The organism is Nocardia flavorosea (genome assembly GCF_015477805.1).
GTDB classification, from domain to species: Bacteria; Actinomycetota; Actinomycetes; order Mycobacteriales; family Mycobacteriaceae; genus Nocardia; species Nocardia flavorosea_A.
Map to the genome: position 1 here is coordinate 317107 of NZ_JADLQL010000006.1, position 19072 is coordinate 336178.

At 66.9% G+C, this 19072-nt stretch carries 16 protein-coding genes; 2 read left to right on the forward strand and 14 right to left on the reverse strand.

All coding sequences use genetic code 11. The features are described from left to right. Positions 1-13 precede the first annotated feature (13 nt). The 14 genes from IU448_RS25460 to IU448_RS25525 form a co-directional block, all read right to left on the reverse strand. On the reverse strand, positions 14-1195 hold the full coding sequence (locus IU448_RS25460; RefSeq protein ID WP_195058332.1) for a cytochrome P450: 1182 nt from the start codon (positions 1193-1195) through the stop codon (positions 14-16). Positions 1196-1269: 74 nt separating this feature from the next. Next, entirely contained in the window at positions 1270-1467 is a 198-nt protein-coding gene (locus IU448_RS25465; protein WP_195058220.1) for a ferredoxin, read from the reverse strand. A gap of 151 nt (positions 1468-1618) precedes the next feature. Continuing rightward, complete coding sequence (locus tag IU448_RS25470; RefSeq protein ID WP_195058221.1) at positions 1619-2446, reverse strand: SDR family NAD(P)-dependent oxidoreductase; 828 nt, start codon at positions 2444-2446, stop codon at positions 1619-1621. 45 nt (positions 2447-2491) lie between these two features. After that, a complete protein-coding gene (locus IU448_RS25475) occupies positions 2492-3385 on the reverse strand; it encodes an alpha/beta fold hydrolase (protein WP_195058222.1) in 894 nt (297 codons plus the stop codon). A 196-nt stretch (positions 3386-3581) separates the two neighbouring features. Further along, a complete protein-coding gene (locus tag IU448_RS25480; protein ID WP_228814221.1) occupies positions 3582-4193 on the reverse strand; it encodes an NADPH-dependent FMN reductase in 612 nt (203 codons plus the stop codon). Positions 4194-4254: 61 nt separating this feature from the next. After that, positions 4255-5244 carry a cyclase family protein gene (locus IU448_RS25485; RefSeq protein WP_195058223.1) on the reverse strand — a complete coding sequence of 330 codons (990 nt, stop codon included), beginning with the start codon at positions 5242-5244 and terminating at the stop codon, positions 4255-4257. A gap of 21 nt (positions 5245-5265) precedes the next feature. Continuing rightward, positions 5266-6138 carry a coniferyl-alcohol dehydrogenase gene (locus tag IU448_RS25490; RefSeq protein ID WP_195058224.1) on the reverse strand — a complete coding sequence of 291 codons (873 nt, stop codon included), beginning with the start codon at positions 6136-6138 and terminating at the stop codon, positions 5266-5268. Positions 6139-6163: 25 nt separating this feature from the next. Next, positions 6164-7468: an LLM class flavin-dependent oxidoreductase gene (locus IU448_RS25495; RefSeq protein WP_195058225.1), complete on the reverse strand. Its 1305-nt coding sequence runs from the start codon at positions 7466-7468 to the stop codon at positions 6164-6166. Beyond that, a complete protein-coding gene (locus IU448_RS25500; protein ID WP_228814324.1) occupies positions 7465-9171 on the reverse strand; it encodes an FAD-binding protein in 1707 nt (568 codons plus the stop codon). Before IU448_RS25500 ends, IU448_RS25495 begins: the two co-directional genes overlap by 4 nt. A 147-nt stretch (positions 9172-9318) precedes the next feature. Then, positions 9319-10266, reverse strand: a complete 948-nt coding sequence (locus IU448_RS25505; protein WP_195058227.1) for a 3-carboxyethylcatechol 2,3-dioxygenase — start codon at positions 10264-10266, stop codon at positions 9319-9321. After that, entirely contained in the window at positions 10223-11893 is a 1671-nt protein-coding gene (locus tag IU448_RS25510; RefSeq protein ID WP_195058334.1) for a bifunctional 3-(3-hydroxy-phenyl)propionate/3-hydroxycinnamic acid hydroxylase, read from the reverse strand. Before IU448_RS25510 ends, IU448_RS25505 begins: the two co-directional genes overlap by 44 nt. Then, positions 11880-12758 (reverse strand): alpha/beta fold hydrolase, encoded by an 879-nt coding sequence (locus tag IU448_RS25515; protein WP_195058228.1) that lies wholly within the window; start codon positions 12756-12758, stop codon positions 11880-11882. Before IU448_RS25515 ends, IU448_RS25510 begins: the two co-directional genes overlap by 14 nt. Before the next feature lie 69 nt (positions 12759-12827). Continuing rightward, complete coding sequence (locus IU448_RS25520) at positions 12828-14435, reverse strand: FAD-dependent oxidoreductase (protein ID WP_195058335.1); 1608 nt, start codon at positions 14433-14435, stop codon at positions 12828-12830. Between the two features lie 156 nt (positions 14436-14591). Beyond that, positions 14592-16139 carry an AMP-binding protein gene (locus IU448_RS25525; RefSeq protein ID WP_195058229.1) on the reverse strand — a complete coding sequence of 516 codons (1548 nt, stop codon included), beginning with the start codon at positions 16137-16139 and terminating at the stop codon, positions 14592-14594. Between the two features lie 494 nt (positions 16140-16633). Here IU448_RS25525 and IU448_RS25530 point away from each other — a divergent pair, with 494 nt between their 5' ends. Both IU448_RS25530 and IU448_RS25535 read left to right on the forward strand, forming a co-directional pair. Further along, a complete protein-coding gene (locus IU448_RS25530) occupies positions 16634-17494 on the forward strand; it encodes a mycofactocin-coupled SDR family oxidoreductase (protein WP_195058230.1) in 861 nt (286 codons plus the stop codon). 170 nt (positions 17495-17664) lie between these two features. Next, positions 17665-19029, forward strand: coding sequence for a cytochrome P450 (locus IU448_RS25535; protein WP_280458056.1), 1365 nt, complete (start codon positions 17665-17667; stop codon positions 19027-19029). The last annotated feature ends 43 nt before the right edge of the window (positions 19030-19072 follow it).

Here is a 19072-nt window from a genome sequence, read left to right on the forward strand (position 1 = left end):
ATACTTCGGCCGATCACCACGTCACCGGCAGGCGGTAGACGCCGAAGGCCAGTTTGTCGTGTTTGAATTCGACCTCGTCGAACGGAATGGCCAGCCGCAGACCGGGCAGCCGGCGCAGCAGGGTTGTGAAGACGATCTGCAATTCCACCCGGGCCAGTTGCTGGCCGACGCATTGATGCGGGCCGAATCCGAAACCGACGTGCAGGCGCGCGGTGCGGGTCAGATCCAGTCTGTCCGGATCGGGGAACTGGTTCGGATCCCAGTTCGCGGGCGCGAGGTCGATGATGACGCCCTCGCCGGCTTTGATCGTCCGGCCGCCGATCTCGATATCCGCCAGCGCGACCCGGCGCTGCCCGTTCTGGATGATGCTCAGATACCGCAGGAGTTCCTCGACAGCGTTCGCGACCACCTTCGGGTCGTCGGTATCGCGCAGCAACGCCAGCTGGTCCGGATGTTCCAGCAGTGCGAGGGTGCCGAGCGCGATCATATTGGCGCTGGTCTCGTGGCCGGCGATGAGCACTCCGGTACCGATCTGCGCGGCTTCCTTCATGGAGATCTCCCCGGCGGTGACCCGTTCGGCGAGTTCGGTGACCATATCCTCGGCCGGATCCGTCATCTTGGTCTTGATCAGGTCGATCAGGTACCGCGCCAAACCCACCCGGCCCTCGGCCGCTTCTTCGGCCGTGGCGTAACGGGACACCCCCGTGGTGGCGTGCTGCTGGAAGAACTCGTGGTCCGCGTAGGGCACACCGAGCATTTCGCTGATCACCAGCGACGGCACCGGCAGCGCGAGCGCTTCCACGAGATCCGCGGGCTGCGGACCGGCAAGGATGGCGTCGATATGGTCGTCGGTGATCTGCTGGATCGCCGGACGCAGGGCGTCGACGCGTTTCACCGTGAACGGTTTCGTCATCATCCGGCGGAACCGGCTGTGCTCTGCGCCGTCGGTGTTGAACACCGATTTGGCACGGTGCTGCACCAGATCGAGCATGCCCTCGTTCCAGTGCGGGAAGCCGGGATGATGGTCCTCGACGCTGATCCGCGGATCGGACATGAGGGCTTTGAGTTCGGCGTAGCCGGTGACCAGCCACGGCGTACTGCCGTCCCAGATCCGGACGCGGCTCAGCGGGCGCTCGGTCACCAGGCCGAGTACTTCCGGCGGCGGCGCGAACGGGCATCCGGCGGCCCGTTCCATCGGATACTCCAGGATCGGCCCGCTACCGGACACAGCGGCGGCACGGGCCTGGGATTCGGACGTATTCGTCACTGTCACTCCTCGTGGACGCGGATGGCCATGGCGGGGCAGACGGCGGCGGCTTCACGTACGTCGTCGGCGAGGTCGTCCGGGGGGTTCTCGTCCAGCAATACGACGATGCCGTCTTCCTCGCGCTGATCGAAAACCGCGCCGGCCGCCATCACGCAGTGCCCGGCGGCAATGCATTTCCCCTGCTCGACAGTCACATTCATTGAACGATCTCCGAGAAAGCCCCTGGCTTCAGCCGTGGCGAGGAATCGAAGCGCAGCGTTCTTCTGGTTCCCGACATCGTGTTTCACTACCTCCTAGGTCGTGCCGCCGACGGTGGCGACGGGCTCGTTTGAGGGATCGGTGCTGTGCCGCTCATGAGCTACCGGAGGCCGCGCCGGTATTGCGTCGCAGCAGGGGTTTACCGGCGGTGGTACCGCCGTCGACGGCCAGGACGGTGCCGGTCAGGTAGCGGGACCGATCGCCGGCGAAGTAGACCGCGGCCTCGGCGACATCGGCGGGGGTGCCCTCCCGCGGCAGCGGGCGGTCGCGGTTCATCGCGTCGCGCATGGCGCGGGTCATCCGCTCGGCCTTCTCCGGCGACATGGTGCTCGACGCCTTCGCGAGCAGGTCGGTGGGGATATTGCCGGGGGCGATACAGTTCACCCGCACGTCGTACTGCGCCAGTTCGATGGCCGCGGATTTCGTGAAGTGGATGACCGCGGCTTTGGATGCCCGGTAGGTCATCACGCCGCCGCCGGCCTGCACACCGCCCACCGACGAGAGATTGATGATCGACCCACCGCCGTGGCCGGCCATATACCGGGCCGCCAGCCGGGTACCGGCCAGGACGCCGAGCACGTTCACCGACATCACGCGCTGGAAGTCGGCGAAATCGTCGTCGAGAATACTTCTGTGCATCTTCCCGGAGATGCCGGCGTTGTTGACCATGATGTGCAGCCCGTCGAATTCCTGGACAGTGCGGGCGACGAGCCGGGTGAGCTGGCCGGGATCACCGGCATCGGTGGCCTGGAACAGCGCGGCGGCACCGCAGCGGTCCGCCAGGGCCCGGCCTTTCTCGGCGTCGATATCACCGACGACGACCCGCGCGCCCTCGGCGACGAACCGCTCGACCATGGCGCTGCCCAGCCCGGACGCGCCGCCGGTCACCACCGCGACCTTGCCCGCCAATTCGTTCCCCATGCGCTGCGTTTCCTTTCATCACGAAATCCCTGCCGCCGCACCGGCTCATCCGCTGTGCGCGTACGCGGCTACCGTTCGGTTGCGCGTCTGCCGGTCCAGGAAGTCCAGGAGCAGCGGGTTCACCGCATCCGGTTGTTCGAGTTGCGGGCAGTGACCGGCGTCGGGGATCACCGCGGATTCGGCGACCGGGATGCGGGCAGCGACCGCGGCGGCCCAGCCGCGCGGCAGCAGTTTGTCGGCACCGCCCTCGAGCACCAGGGTCGGAACCCGGATTCGTTCGAACGGCCGGTCACCCGGAGCGGGCGGTATCTGCGCACCGGGTCGCCGGAAACGGGCGGCCGCGATCGCTTCCCAGGCGCCGGGGGCAGTCGCGGAGACGAACCGGCGCCGGACGTAGTCCTCGTCGGCCGGATACGCGGGCGAGGCGAACAGGGCGGTGACGATGGCGCGCATGGCGGGCAGGGTGGCGTCGAAATCATAGAGGGCGCGCATATGCTCGTTGGCCTGGATCTGCCCGCCACCACAGATCGTCACCATGGCGCGCACCGGCAGCCGCGGATTCGCGGCGGTGGTATCGGCGAGCAGGTTCACCGCGCCCATCGAATTACCGACGAAAAACGCCGATTCGATTCCCAGTACCGCGCAGAAGCGGGCGATATGCCGGATCCGCATTCCGCGGCCGTCGGTGAAATCGATGACTTTCGCGGAATCGCCGTAGCCGAGCATATCGGGCGCGAGTACGCGGTAGCGTTGCGCAAGCTCGGGAATAGTGCGTTGCCAGCCTATTTCGGCGCTCGCTCCGAACTCACCCCCATGCAATAGGACAACCGGATCCCCCGCACCCGCTTCGAGGAAATGTGTGCGCAGACCGTCGACCTCGATCGTGCGATGCTCATATCCGGTCGCTGCTGCCGCCTCCGGGACACTCGACTCGATCATGATCGGCCCCTTTCCGATGCTCTGCGTCGGCGGTCGGTCCTGGTTTCGACGTGCAGCCCCGGACCGGGACACAGAGATTCCTTTACCGCCTCCCGGCGACAGGAGCCTCGGTGGGGACGAAGTCGATACCCAGGTCCGGGCCGGCCCGAGAGCCCTCCGTGGTCACCCTCCGCCACCGCCTCCAGGCCCGGCCCGCTCATGCATTGCCGATCGGTTTCGCGCTGGTCAGTACCTGCACGGCAAGAAGTTCGAGCTGGCCCTGGACAGCAGTGTCGATCAGTACGCCGGTGTCGTCCCAGACCTTGTCGGCCGAATTGATCGCGACCCCGATCGGCGTGGGCCAGGCCCGCAGCGCGTGCCCGATCCCGCGCAGCTGGCCCAGGGTGCCTACAGCGGCTTGCCAGCCGTAGGCGCAGGTGATACAGCCCCAGGGTTTGTTGTCCAGATAGACCGTGGGATCGGCGCGCATATCCTCCACGTAGTCCAGAGCGTTCTTCACCAGCCCGGAGATCGCGCCGTGGTAGCCGGGCGATCCGACGATCACCGCGTCGGCTGCCCGTAACGCCTCGACCAGCGCGACCGCCGCTGGGGTCCGCGTCGTATCGTGCGGGTTGTACATGGGCAGATTGATCTGTTCACCGCTGAACAGCGCCGTCCGGCCGCCGCGCTGTTCGACGGTGTCCAGGCAGTGCCGCAACGCCCGCTCGGTCGACGAGCCGGCGCGTAATGTGCCGCCCACTCCGACGACGAACGGCTGCCGATCCGCCTCCGGTGCTGTCCGATCCATCATGGTGCTTCCCGCGCTCATCGTCGATGCCCTTGACTGTTGCCGCTCACTGTCCGATCCGGTTTCCCGCGCATCACCGCTCCTATTTGATGGCGATCGGGTTGATGGGTGAACCGACCGCGCCGACCACCCGCAGCGGCGGGGCGACGAGCTGGAATTCGTAGACGCCGTCGGCGGCGCAATCGGCGGCCAGGGCGGTGAAATCCCAGTATTCGCCGAGCATCAGGCCCATATCGCGCAGGCACAGCATATGCATCGGCAGGAAGGTCCCCTCGACCCCGGAAACGGGATTTTCGACCATGAGGTTGTCGGCGGCGACGGCGGCTATCTCGTGGTCGTGCAGCCATTTCGCGCAGGTCCAGTCCAGGCCCGAATAGGGTTCGGAACCGTCGCCGGCTTCGAGAAAACGGTTCCACCAGCCGGTGCGGACCAGCACGATATCGCCGGATGCGATGGTCACGCCCTGGCGGTGCGCGCATTCGTCGAGTTCGTCACCGGTGATGGGTTCCCCGACCGCGAGGAACGTTTTCGCGCCGCGATATTTCACCAGGTCCAGGAGGACACCGCGGCTGGTGATCCCCTTGCTGTCCGCCTTTTCGATACCGCAGTGGAAAGCGCCCATACTGGTCACCGAATCGGCCGGGAAACCGTTGTAGAGCTTATCTCCGTAGTAGACGTGGGAGAAAGCATCCCACTGGGTCGCGGCCTGCAACGGCATGATGAGCATATCGTCGTTGAAGCGGAACGGGTTGCCGGCGAAGAATCCGGCCAGTTCGCCGGCCACCGAATTCTGCAGCCATTCGGGGCCGTAGCGGGTCAGGGTTTCGGCATCGCCACCGTCGACGGTCATCACATGGGTGGGATTGGCCCGGAATTTGAAGGCGCCCTGCGGCCCGTTGGAACCGAAATCGATGCCCAGCGGAAACACCTTCCCGTGCCGGACCAGTCCGGCCGCGGCGGCGACCTTCTGCGGGGTGATGAAATTCAGCGTGCCGAGTTCGTCGTCGGCACCCCAGCGGCCCCAGTTGCGCACTGTGTCAGCGAGTTTGTAGAAATCGGTCAGAGTTGCCACGTTGCTTTTCCTTCCAGCGGCCTATTTCCGCTCGCCCGGCACCGCACCGGCGGTTCGGGGCGAACCCGCCGGGGGTGGTCCGGCCAGTTCCTCGGCCAGCCGCGCGGCGAGATTGCCGCCGTCGACCCACAGCACCTGACCGGTGATGTATCCGGCGGCGCGGCTGCCCAGGAAGAGCAGTGCGGATGCCTGTTCCACGGGATCGGCGGACCGGCCCAGCGGTTTGGGGATCTCGTCGAGATAGTCCTGGCCGTATGCCGAGCGCAGCTGGTCCAGGATGGGTGTTTCGGTGACACCGGGGCCGGTGCAGTTCATCCGTATACCGCGGCGCGCGAGTTCCACCGATTTGCGGATGGTGTAGAGGATGATCGCCTCTTTGGACAGCCGGTATCCGCCGTCCGCGAGGGCTTCGGGATTCGCTCTGCACCAGGTAATTCCTTCGGCCATCGAAGTGGTTTCCAGGAGTCCTTTCACCGCCCAGCGGTTCTCCAGGTAGCCGGCGGCGGCCAGCGAGGAAACGCTGACCACTGCCGAACCCGGTTCCATATGCGGAACGAGCGCTTCGGTGATATGCCGCATCCCGAGGAAATTGATGGTGGCGACGCGCAGCGGGTCGCCGATCCCCGAGGAGACGCCGGCGATATTGAACAGGACGTCCATCTCGGTGCCGACCGAGCGCGCGGCCCGGTCGATGGACTCCGGGTCCGCCTGGTCCATCTCGTGGAACTCGTCGAGCTCGGTGCCCGGACGCAGCCGGTCGAGGCCGACGATCTCGGCGCCCAGCTCCCGTAACTGCGTCACCAGACAGGCACCGATACCGGAGGCACAACCGGTCACCACCACCCGTTTACCGTCGTACCGCCATCGCCGGCCGATCGAGTCCACCTCGGGCACCGCGCTCTCCTCTCCCGCCTTCTTCTCAGCCTTGCTGCTGTTCCTTCAGTGCCTGCGCGGCCTTCACCCGGCCTTCGTTGATCTCGGCCATGGCCTCGGGGATCTCGCTGGCAGTGAACTTGCCGCCCCGGCCGGTGGGCAGGCCGCCGATGGAATAGCTCTCATCGAATTCCGGTACCGCCCAGGGACGCCGCCGGGCTTCGGCCTTTTCCAGGACCGGTTCGAGCCGCTTGGCTTTCTCGGCCCGCGCCGTCTCGTCACGTTCGATGAATTCCGGCAGGATCTCCTTGCCCATGACCTCGATGGATTCCATCGTTCCTTCGTGGCTGCGCGGATTCAGCAGCAGGATGATCTCGTCGACCCCGCTCTGCTCGTAGCCGCGCAGGAACTCGCGGACCGTCGCCGGGCCGCCGATCGCGCCGCGGCCGGGACCGTAGGCGAGGGTTTCGTCTTCTTTCACCGCGTCCAGGTAGCTGTCCCATACGCCGGTTCGGCCGGGAGTATGCATCCCGGTCATGTAGTAGTGCATGATGCCGAACGAGAAGAACCCGCCGCCCAGCCCGAGACGTTTGATCGCCTCCTCGTCGGTTTCGGCGACCATCATCGACAGGTCACCGCCGATGGCCAGGATATTCGGGTTCATCTGCGGGACCGAGGGGGCGGCGGCGTTCTCGAATTCCTCGTAGTATCCGCGCACGCGCTCACCGAGCGCTTCAGGACCGGTGTAGGCGAAACTCAGGGCGCCGATACCCTTCTGAGCCGCCATTTGCACCGAGGACGGCCGGGTACAGGCCACCCACAGCGGCGGGTGCGGGGTCTGCCGCGGTTTCGGGATGACATTGCGGGGCGGCATTGAGATGTGCTCGCCTTTGAACCCGCTGAACGGGGTTTCGGTCATCGCCCGGACGGTGACCTCGAGGGCTTCCTCCCACTGGGCACGCTTGTCCGCGGGATCGATGTTGAACCCGCCGAGCTCGGCCACCGACGACGATTCACCGGTGCCGAATTCCACCCGGCCGCCGGACAGATGGTCCAGGGTCGCCACGCGTTCCGCGGCGCGGGCGGGATGGTTGATCCCGGGCGGCAGATGCATGACACCGAAACCGAGCCGGATGTTGTTCGTGCGCTGGCTGGCCGCGGCGAGGAACATCTCCGGCGCGGTGGCGTGACAATACTCCTCCAGGAAGTGGTGTTCGGTGAGCCAGACCGTGGAGAACCCGGCTTCATCCGCCGCGGCTACTTCGTCCAGTCCGTCCTGAAACATCTGGAATTCGTCGTCGTCGGTCCACGGCCGCGGCAGCGCGAACTCGTAGAAGAGCGATATTTTCATCGATTACCTCCGATGGATTCGTTCGTGTCCGATGCGTCCCCCACGGCACCGCTGTTTCCGGATGGCTCCCGCTGGGCGCAGTGCTGCGCCGCGACGTATCCGAAGGTCATGGCCGGTCCGATGGTGGCCCCCGCGCCGGCGTAGCTGCGGCCCATGACCGCCGCCGAGACGTTCCCGGTCGCGTACAGACCGCCGATCACTGTGCCGTCGGGGCGCAGCACCCGGGCGTATTCGTCGGTGCGCAGCCCGCCCGAGGTGCCGAGATCGCCGAGCACGATCCGGAAGGCGTAATAGGGCGGTTTCCCGATCGGATACAGGTTCGGGTTCGGCAGGGTGGGGTCGCCGTAGTAGTTGTCGTAGACGCTGTCGCCGCGCCCGAAATCGTCATCGTGACCCCGGCGGGCCAGTTCACCGAACCGCTGCGCGGTGGCTTTCAGCCGGCCGGCGGGCACATCGATCTTGTGCGCGAGTTCGTCCCAGGATCCCGCTTCGACCACCACGCCCGATTCGAGCCAGGCCGGTGGAACCTTCCTCCCGGTCGGTACCGGCGCGAACGGCACCTTGGGAATCGGGAGATGTCCGCAGATCACATACCGGTGCCAGGACCTCTTATCGGTGATGAGCCAGCACGGGATATGGGTGGTGCCGCTCCGCTGGCCTTCGATCATGGCGTGTCCGAAGTCCATATAGGGCGCGGCTTCGTTGATGAACCGTTCTCCTGCCCCGTTGACGACGAACTGGGCGGGCATCATCCGTTCGTTGAGCATGAACTGCATCCGGCCGTCCGGCCACTGCACCGCCGGGAACCACCAGGATTCGTCCATCAGATCGGTGGCGGCGCCGACCTTTTCCCCGGCGCGGATGCCGTCGCCGACGTTGTGCGGGTTACCGAAGCTCCAGTCGGTGTCCACCTCCGGGAGTTCCGCGCGCCGCCGGTCCATATCGCGTTCGAAACCGCCGGTCGCCAGGATCACCCCACGGCGGGCACGGATCCGGATCTGCGCACCGTCCCGTTCGACCACTGCGCCGGTCACCCGGCCGGCCGGGTCGGTGAGCAGTGATTGCATCGGTGCGCCGAGCCAGAGCCGGATATCGCGTTCTTTCAGCGCGAGCCGCAGCCGGGCGATCAGCGACTGTCCGATGGTGACGATCCGATCGCCGAAGAGCCGGGCCCGCACCATCCGCCAGATCAGTTTCAGCAGTACCGCTTTACCGCGCCAGTTCTGCCGCACCTGATAGAACAGCCGCAGGTCCATGGGCCCCAGCCAGATGCCCTTGGGTGCCAGGGCGAGCGGTTCGAGCAGTTCACTTTCCTCGGCCCCCAGCGCACGGGTGTCCATCGGCGGGACGTTGATGGTGCTGCCCTGCCCGGAGCCGCCTTCGAGTTCCGGATAGTAATCGGCATACCCGGGTTTCCAGACGAATTGCATCCACTCGCTGCGCTCTTCGAGGAAGGCCATCATTTCCGGGGCCTTCTCGACATACATCCGCAGCCGCTGTTCGGTGACGAGCCCGCCGGTGATCGTCTTCAGGTATTCGACGACCGATTCCGGGTCCAGTTCGAAACCGGCCCGACGCTGAGCGGGGGCGTTCGGCACCCAGATACCGCCGCCGGACAGCGCGGTGGAACCACCGTATTTCGCACCCTTCTCGACGATCAGGACCTCGAGGCCGTCGGCCTCGGCCTTCAGGGCGGCCGACATCCCGCCGCCGCCGGACCCCACCACCAGCACATCGACGGTTTCGTCGTAGCCGGCGCCGGAATCCTCGGCGCCGGCAGTATCCGGTTCCTCCGTGGTCACGATGTCCTTACCTTTCTTCGGGTGGTCGATGCGGGTGCCGGCGGAGGGCTACCCGGGGTCGGCGGGACACGCGGTGCGGATGGCGAATCCGGCGATCAGTTCGGGCGAGGGCCGGTAGTAGCGGACAGGGGTCCGGTACGCACCCTGCGTCGCGAGGGCCGCGAAGGCCGCCACCCAGGCTCGGATCTCGTGCGCGGAATTACCGGCGGTACGCGTGATCTCGCTGTTGGACCAGCTGTCGACGGCCGCCAGCCGTCCGGTGTCGACCAGCTCGAGGAATTCCCGGTCCCAGTCCGGGTTGAGTGGTTGCAGCGGCCCCTCCCCGGCCGTGAATTCCGCTGCCGCCGCCATCGCCGCGGTCTGCCGGGCCTGCCGCTGCTCGGTGGTCATGGGCCGGCCGTGCACGATCCGCTCCAGCACCGGCGGCGGCGCGGTGGCGCGCTGCGGAACCGGCGGATCGTGCGACAGGCCCCCGGAGCCGAGCACCAGTACCCGCTTCCCGAGAGTCGCGAGATGCTGCCCGACCGCGGTCCCGAGGGCCCGCACCCGGCGCAGCGGCCCGAGCGGCGTCGCGACCGAATTCAGGAAGATCGGGATCACCGGCCGGGCGGTGACCTCTCCGAACAGCTGCTGGAGCGGTTGTACGGTGCCGTGATCGACCGACATCTCCGCCGAGGTGGCGATATCGATACCGGCCTCGAGCAGCGCCTCGGCCAGCGCCAGCGCCTGCTCGACCGGAACATTCAGCGGGCCGGAGTGGGTGCCGTAGTCCCCGACCCCGGCCGCCGCGGTGCCCAGGCAGAACGGCGGCATCAGCTTGTAGAAGAACCCGTTGTAATGGTCCGGCGCGAACAGTACGACCAGTTCGGGATCGAAGTTCCGCACGAATTCCCGGGCCTGATCGAGGGCGCCACCGATCTCGCTGAGCAGCTCCCGGCCCGGACCCGGGAGTTCAAGGAGCGGGCTGTGCGAGACGCAGCATACGGCCAGCGGCATCGGTACCTCCCGGGGTCAGAGTGAGCGTGTCCCGCAGTGCCGCACCGAGTTCGGGAGCATGCTGGGCGATACAGGCGCCGCCCACGAACCGGTCCGGGCGCAGGAACAGCACGGAATCGAGCTGGGCGTCGAACCATTTCTTCAGCGCGCCGGTATGGTCACCGACCACCAGCACATCGGGGTCGTCGTGGCCGGTCCAGTGCAGCTGGGTGACAGGCCGGGCCTCCACGAACCGGGCGCCCAGCGCTTTCCAGCGGGCGAACTCGATATCCCCCAATATTTGTCGCGGCTGGTTGTTCCAGCACAGCACCGCGAACCAGGGCCCGAGCGTATCGTCGAGCAACACATTGGGCCGGGTCCGCGTGGCCACCCTCGGCTGGACGAACAGCGTGCCGACCGCCGATTTCGGTGACCGGGACCAGCCGTGCACCACCGCGCCGCGGTCGTAGCGCGGCATGGGTTTGAACCGCATCCCCAGGACGTACCGTTTCAACGGCGGCACCGCGGCCAGCGCCCGCACCGCCACATCCCGGACCGCGGCGACCCGCTGGTTCGTCGGCGAGATGACCCGCCCGACCATGGTCGACAGGTCGATCATCGCGCGCGCGTGTTTGCGCCGCTCCTGGTCGTAGGTGTCGAGCAGGGCATCGCCGGCCAGGCCCGACGCCACGGCCGCGAGCTTCCAGCCCAGGTTGGCCGCGTCCCGGATCCCGCTGTTGTAGCCCTGGCCCTGCCATACCGGCATCAGGTGCGCGGCGTCCCCGGCCAGCAGTAACCGGCCCTTCCGGAATTCACCGGCGATGCGGGAGTGATGGGTGTAGACACGTCGCCGGATCACATCCAGCCGCTCCGGGTGCGGGACGAACGGTTCGAGCAGCCGGGCCAGGAATTCCGGCGTTTCGGCGTCCTCATCGGTTTCGCCGGGATGCAGCAGGAATTCGAAACGCCGGATCCCGTGCGCCAGCGAAATGGAGACGTTCGGCCGCACGGGATCCGCCCCGACCTCGACGTTCGGATGTCCGAGCGGATCACCGTCGATATCGACCACCAGCCAGCGAGTCGAGGACGTGGTGCCCTCGAAACTCACTCCCATGGTGTGCCGGGTGGCGCTGCGCCCGCCGTCGCTACCCACCACATAGCGGGCATGAACGGTTTCCGGCCCGTCGGCGGTGCCCAACCGCACCCGGACTTCGTCGCCGGCGTCGTGGCAGTCGGTCATCGCGGTGGCCCAGCGGATATCGATACAGTCGAACCGGTCCAGCCCGCGCAGCAGTTCGGCATCGACCAGTGGCTGGATGAAACCGCTGCGTTTCGGCCACCCGAACTGCTGGTCGGTGGGCGCGATCTCGGCCAGCAGCCGCCGGTCACCGTCGACGAAACGCATGATCTGGTTCGGGTTGGTATGCGGCAGGATCTGCTCCACCAACCCGGTGGATTGCAGGGTGCGCAGCGATTCGTCGTCGATACCGACACCGCGCGGATAGTCGATGAGAGCGGGGCGTTCCTCCACCAGCAGTGTCCGCACACCGTAGCGGCCGAGCATATTGCAGAGGGTCAGCCCGACCGGTCCCGCGCCGACGACGACAACGTCGTAGTGGGCGGGAGTGCTGCCGTTACCGGTATCCATATCGACCACCCAGCAGAAATTCGAGATGAAGGGCGTTGAACGCCGCCGGTGCCTCGTATTGCGGCCAATGCCCGCAGTCCGGCAACACCTCGAACCGGGCGCCGGGGATCATCGAGGCGATTCGTTTACCTTCGGTGACGTCGGCGGTGGGGTCGTCGCTGGTCCACACCACCAGCGTCGGGGCGGTGATCGCCCCGTACTCTCGCGCGCCCAGCAGGTTGCGGGCCCGGATCTGCGGATCCTGCAGCGCCATGATGTCGCGCATGGCGTCGACGAATCCGGGTTGGCGGTAGATCCGCTGCCGGCTCGCGACGATATCGTCGTAATCCTTCGATTTGTCCGCCATCAGCCATTTGATGCGGGCCTGCACCGTCTCCCAGGTGGGCTCGGCCGCCGCGGCCATGGACAGGGTCACGATCCGCGCCATCACCTCGGGGTCGGCCTGCGAACCGCCCGCGGTGTTGAGGACCAGCCGGTCCACCCGGCCGGGATGGTCGCAGGCGGCGCGGGCCGCCACCCACCCGCCCAGGGATTCGCCGCTGATATGCGCGCGCGGAGCGCCGATGGTGTCGAGGAACGCGATCAGATGCCGCACATAGTGCTCGACCTCGAGCGGATGCCCCGGTTTATCGGTGTAACCGTGCCCGAGCATATCGATCGACCAGGTCGAGAAATGCTCCCCATGCGCCGCCAGGTTCCGGATATAGGCCTCGGCGTGCCCGCCGGACCCGTGCAGTAGGACCAATGCCGGTGCGTTCCGGTCACCGGCGTGCAGGTAGCGCGTGCGCACTCCCGTCACATCCAGGTATCCCTGGCTGAACGCGACCCCCTGCAGATCGCACCACACGCTCTCGTATTCCGACACTGCTACCTTCCGCTCTCTCCGTTGGCCCACGCCGATCTCCCGCCCGTCACGCCCGGGGCGAGGGCGGGTTCAGCACTTCGCCGACTCGCCGGTGGCCGCGTTGTATCCGGCCCGGAACCCGAAAACCATGCCGGGTCCGAGGGTTCCGCCGGCTCCGCCGTAGGCGCGGCCGGTCACCCCCGCCATCGCATTGCCGACCGCGTACAACCCCGGAATCACCGCACCGCCGATATGCCGGACCCGGGCGTCGCGATCCGTCCGCGGCCCGCCTTTGGTGCCCATGGCGCCGACCGTCACCGGAACGGCGTAGTACGGGCCGGTATCGACGGGACCCAGCGTGCGGCCCGCGACGGTTTCGGCATCGGGATCACCCCAGTAGCCGTCGTATTCGCTGGCACCGCGGCCGAAATCCGGATCCGATCCGGCCGCCACCGCCCGATTCCAGTCGGCCACCGTGCGTTGCAGGCCCGCCGGATCGATACCGGTCCGGGCGCCGAGTTCGGCGAGATCGGCCGATTCGCAGAACCAGTCCGGTGCTGCACCACCCGGTTCCACACCCAGGAATCCGTACCGGCGCAGATGCTCGGCATCGAACACCATCCAGCCGGGATTGTTGACATAGCCGCCGCGCGGATCGAGGTAGTGGAAGGCACCCGCCATCGAGTTGTATTCGGCGGCTTCGTTGACGAACCGTTTCCCGGCCCGGTTCACGATGATGCTGCGCGGGCGGGTGCGTTCCAGCCGGACACTGCGACTGCGCTGACGGCCGTCGATCGTATCGCCCGGCAGCTGCACCACCGGAACCCACCAGGCCTCACCCATATTGCCGAGGTCGGCACCGTGGGCCATGGCCATCCGCAGTCCGTCACCCGTGTTGTTCGGCGGCGATACCGGCCCGGTCATCGGCCCCCGTAGAAACGCTTTGACCAATCCGGCATCCCATTCGAAACCACCGGTCGCCAAGACCACGCCGCGCCGCGCCTGGACCGCGATCTCCCGCCCGTCGACGGTGACCCGTACCCCGGCGATCGCCCCGTTCTCCGCGATCAGCTCCACCCCGCGCGCACCGGTGCGCGGCGTGATCCCCGCCGCCAGCACTCCCTCGAGCAGCCCCGCCACCAGCGCTTGACCAGCGACACAGACATCGGCGGACGCATCACCCAGGACGGCGCGCAGCCGGGCGCGGGTTTCGGCGTCGAATCCGACATTGCTCCAGTCCAGCGGGAAGGTGGTGAGGCGTTCCCGCCATTCCCCGAGCCGGGCCAGGTCGTAGGCGGCCGGGCCGATGGACCGGCCGCCGGTCGGCCGCCCCCCGGGGAGCTCCGGTTTGTAGTCGGGAAACCCCTCGGCCACTTCGAATTTCACACCGCTGTGCAGTTCGACGTAATCGAGCATCCGCGCACCGGTGCGGACGAACACCTCGACCAGTTCGTCGTCCATCGAATCCAGCGACTGCGCACCGAGATAGGCCAAGGCGTCGGCGACCGTGAGTTCGCGCTCCGCCCGCGAATGCGCGGGAATCCAGGCCAATCCGCCGGAGACCGCGCTGGTTCCGCCGACCGTGGGCGCCTTCTCGAACAATGCCACCGCGGCACCTTCGACCGCGGCGGTGAGCGCCGCGGTGAGCCCGGCGGCTCCGGTGCCCAGGACGACGATATCGGCCTGTTCCTCCCAGATCGTTGGATCAGATCCGGCAACCGGCGACTGGTGCGATGGCACTGCGCTGTCCTTTCGGCGAGCAGGCGGAGTCGGGGGCGCTGGTCCGGCGGGCTGTCGTGCGGGGCACGAGCCGGACCGACTCGCGTAAAACGCTAATCTCCCTTTTCGAGAATCTTATTCTCGCAGGATGGATGCCGCAATACCCCTCCGGACCAAATGTTTCTGGATCTTGCCGCTAGGGGTCCGCAGGAAATCCGCGGCCTCGAACAACCGCGCCGGCAACTTCTGCCGCGCCACCCCCGCCCGTTCGAAGAACGCGCGCACTTCGGCTCGCGAAGGCAGCACACAGCCCGGATTCAGGCGCAGCACGGCGCCCACCACCTCACCGAACCGGCTGTCGGGCAGGGCGATCACCACCGACTCGGCCACCTGCGGCATCGCATCGAGCACATCCTCGACCTCACGGGCTCCGACGTTCTCGCCACCGCGGATGATCACATCGGCCTTGCGATCGGTGATGGTCAGGCATCCGGACGAATCCAGCACTCCGATATCCCCGGTGTGATACCAGCCCTCGTCATCGAAGACCTGCGCGGTGAGCTCCGGATCGGTGTATCCCAGGCACAGATCCGGGCCCCGGCTGAGGATCTCCCCGTCCGGCGCAATCCGGATCTCCACCCCGGGCATCGCCCGGCCGTCGGTATGGAGCCGTTCCCGCGGCGGCGCGTCCAGCGCCGAGGCGGTGATCGACGGATGCTCGGTACTGCCGTAGGCGCGGAACGCCACCACCCCCAGCTCGGTGAGCATGCGCGTCACCGCGGCCGGCACCGCCGAACCACCCAGCCCGACATACTTCATATGAGCGAGATGCTCCGGTGTGTAGTCGGGGTGTTCGACCATACTGGTCACGAAATACGGCGGCCCGCCGCCGACTACCAGCCCCTGCCCCTTCATCAGAGCCAGCACCCGGCCCGGATCCCAGACATCGAGCATATGGACCGGACGGCCGTGCAGTACCGGCAGCAGGAACGCGCCCACCATCCCGATGAAATGACCGACCGGGGTCGCGGTGAGCTGTTCACCGCGATCGTCGCGGTTGCGTTCGGCGAGCTGCAGCGATTCACAACCGAGGGTCTGATGACTGTGCACCACACCTTTGGGCGCGCTGGTGGTACCGGAGGTGAAGGCGATCAGCGCGGGACCGGCCGGATCCGCCGGCAGTACACCCGGCATCGGGTCCGCGGCCGGCAGCTCGTCGAAATCGCTACCCACCACACCGACGATGGGCACATCCGCGGTCAGCTCGGGATCATGGGTCCGGCGGCCGAACTCGGCCATCGTGACGAATACCTTCGGCCTCGAAACGCGCAGGATATGCGCCAGTTCGGCGGGGCCGTAGAAATGTACGACCGGGACGACCGCCGCCCCCAGGAACGACGCGGCCCAGAAGGTTGCCGCGGCCTCCATCCAATTCGGCAGCTGGAACGCGATCACATCGCCGGGCCCCACACCACGAGCACGCAGCCCCGCGGCCAGGCGGCGCGCGAGATGTTCCACGTCGGCGAATGTGCCCTGCCACGGCCGGATATCGGAATACACCCGGAACGCCGTGCCGGGCGCGGCCGCCAGCGAGCGGCTGAGCAGATCCCCCATGGTGTCGCGGGTCCACCAGCCGGCCGATTCGTAGCGCTGCCGCAGGCCGTCCGGAACGATGCGGGTCATCGGCCTCACCTCGTACGCCTCGGATCGTCATAACCGTTCACCCCTTTCGCGCCGCCGGAGTTATCGGCCACCGCTCGGACCGGCCCGGGCGGGCACGCCGATATCGGCACCGCCGGCTGATGAAAATTCAATTCTCTTGCAAAGGAAATACCGAAATCGCCGATCGGCGTCCGCGCACTGGAGCCATCAGGCGAGGTAGAGCACCCGAATCGGCGAGCCGATTCGAAACGACACATCTGGCCAGGCTTCACGCTGAACCTTGCCGCCGACCCCACGTGTAGAGTACCGTTCTCGTATGCGAAAACGCAGTTCTTTTCGCATACGAGAACAGCCGTATGTCCGCAACCGGCACCCGGCGGCGCTGGGTCGACACCGCATCGGGGCCGCGGCCGGATCGACGCGCGGCACTCGCCGCGCACCTGCCCTGTGCCGCCGCTTCCGGCGGTCCGGCGCACCCGGGCAGATATCTCGAGAACAGATCGAAAGGGAATGCTGTGGGACGTGTTGAGGGCAAAGTCGCATTCATCACGGGCGCCGCGCGCGGTCAGGGCCGCAGCCACGCCGTACGACTGGCGGAGGAAGGCGCCGATATCATCGCCGTCGACCTGTGCCAGAACATGTCGACCATCGGTTACCCGCTGGCCACACCCGAAGACCTCGAGGAAACCGTGCGCCTGGTCGAGAAGACCGGCCGCCGTATCGTCGCGACCCAGACCGATGTCCGCGATGCCGTCGCACTGAAGGCGGCGCTGGACGCCGGCGTCGCCGAATTCGGCAAGCTCGATATCGTCATCGCCCAGGCCGGTGTCGCCGGGATGAAGGGTCAGCCCGATATCCAGGCGTGGATCGACGTCATCAATACCAACCTCGTCGGCACCATCAACGCCATCCAGGCCGCGCTCCCCCACCTCGGTGAGGGCGCGTCCATCATCGCCACCGGTTCCACCGCCGCGATGATCGACACCGGCAAGATGGATAATCCGGGCGCGGATCTCGGCGGTATGGCCTACGTGCACTCCAAGCGCGCACTGTCGTACTACATCTTCGATATCGCCCGGCATCTGGCGCCCCGCGGTATCCGCGCCAACGCGGTACACCCGACCAACTGCAATACCGACATGCTGCAGAGCGAGCCCATGTACCGCTCGTTCCGGCCGGATCTGGAGAACCCGACCCGCGCCGACGCCGAACCCGCCTTCCATGTCCAGCAGGCCATGAAGACCCCGTGGATCGAGCCGGTCGATATCTCCAACGCCATCCTGTATCTCGTCTCCGACGAAGCCCGCTTCGTCACCGGTATGCAGATGCGCGTCGACGGCGGCGGCTACCTGAAGTGGTACGACCACAAGATGTGAGCCGCACCCGGCCACCCCGGCGCAGGCGGCGCGCACACCTCGCAGGCGATCGACGCGCACGCCGCCGGCCCGGTGGCGAGTCGGCAATCCGACGATTCCCGGAGCGGCGCAGAGTTCCGGGCCCCCGGCGAAGGTTCGCCGACCAGTGACCAGCAGAGGGACAACAGACCGTGACATCTACGGATAACGACCAGCGCAAGCAGAATCGGTACCATTTCGACCGGCACACTCCCGAGTACCGGCAGAAGTTCTCCGAGATCACCCATGAAATGCATGCGAAATGCCCGGTGGCGTGGTCGGATACCTACAACGGGCACTGGGTCGCCGCGGGCGGTAACGCGGTCTTCGAACTCGCCCGCTGCCCCGAGGTATCGGTCGACCACGATGTGCACAACGAACGCCGCGGTTACCAGGGCATCTCGATTCCGAAGGCGCAGCGGGCCGCGCTGGTCCGCGGCGGCATGCTGGAGATGGACGATCCCGAGCATCGCACCTACCGCTCGATCCTCAACCCGTACCTGTCGCCCGCCGCAGTGAAACGCTGGCAGCCGTTCATCGACGAGATCGTCCGGGCCAGTATCGACGAGAAGATCGAGACCGGCCGTATCGATTTCGTGGACGATCTCGCCAATATCGTCCCCGCCGTGCTGACCCTGGCGATGCTGGGCATCCCGCTGAAGAAGTGGTCGGTGTACAGCGATCCGGTACACGCTTCGGTGTACACCCCGGAGGACTCCCCCGACGCCCCCCGGGTCGCCGAAATGCACCGGACCATGGGTCTCGATATCCTCACCAGCCTGCACGAGGCCAAGAGCAACCCGAAGCCCGGCCTCATCAAGGCGCTCGTCGAACTGCGCATCGACGGTGAGCCGGCCCCCGATATGGAACTGCTCGGCATGATGGGCCTGCTCATCGGTGGCGGCTTCGACACCACCACCGCGCTCACCGCCCATTCCCTCGAATGGCTGTCGGAGAATCCGGAGCAGCGCGAGGAACTCAGCCGTGATCGCGAGGACCTGCTGGACTCGGCCACCGAGGAATTCCTGCGCTACTTCACGCCGGCCCCGGGCGACGGCCGCACCATCGCCGACGACTGCACCTATCAGGGCACCGAATTCAAAGAGGGTGAACGGCTGTGGTTGTCCTGGGCGATGGCCAACCGTGACCAGACCATCTTCCCCGATGCCGACGAAATCATCATGGACCGGAAAGGTAACCGGCACTTCAGCTTCGGGCTGGGCGTGCACCGGTGTATCGGATCCAATGTGGCGCGTACGGTGTTCAAGTCCATGTTGCTGGCGGTGCTCGACCGGATGCCGGACTACACATGCGACCCCGAAGGCACGGTGCACTACGACACCATCGGTGTCATCCAGGGAATGCGGAACCTGCCGGCCACCTTCACCCCGGGTGAACGGCTGGGCCCCGGCCTGGACGAAACCCTCGACCAGCTGCAGCGGATCTGCGACGAGCAGGGCCTGGCCGCGCCGGTCACCGAGCGGCCCGAAGCCGCGGTGATCGATTTCCAGTACTGACCACAGGTGCCGGCCGATACCGCGGGGTTCGGCCGGCACGCTC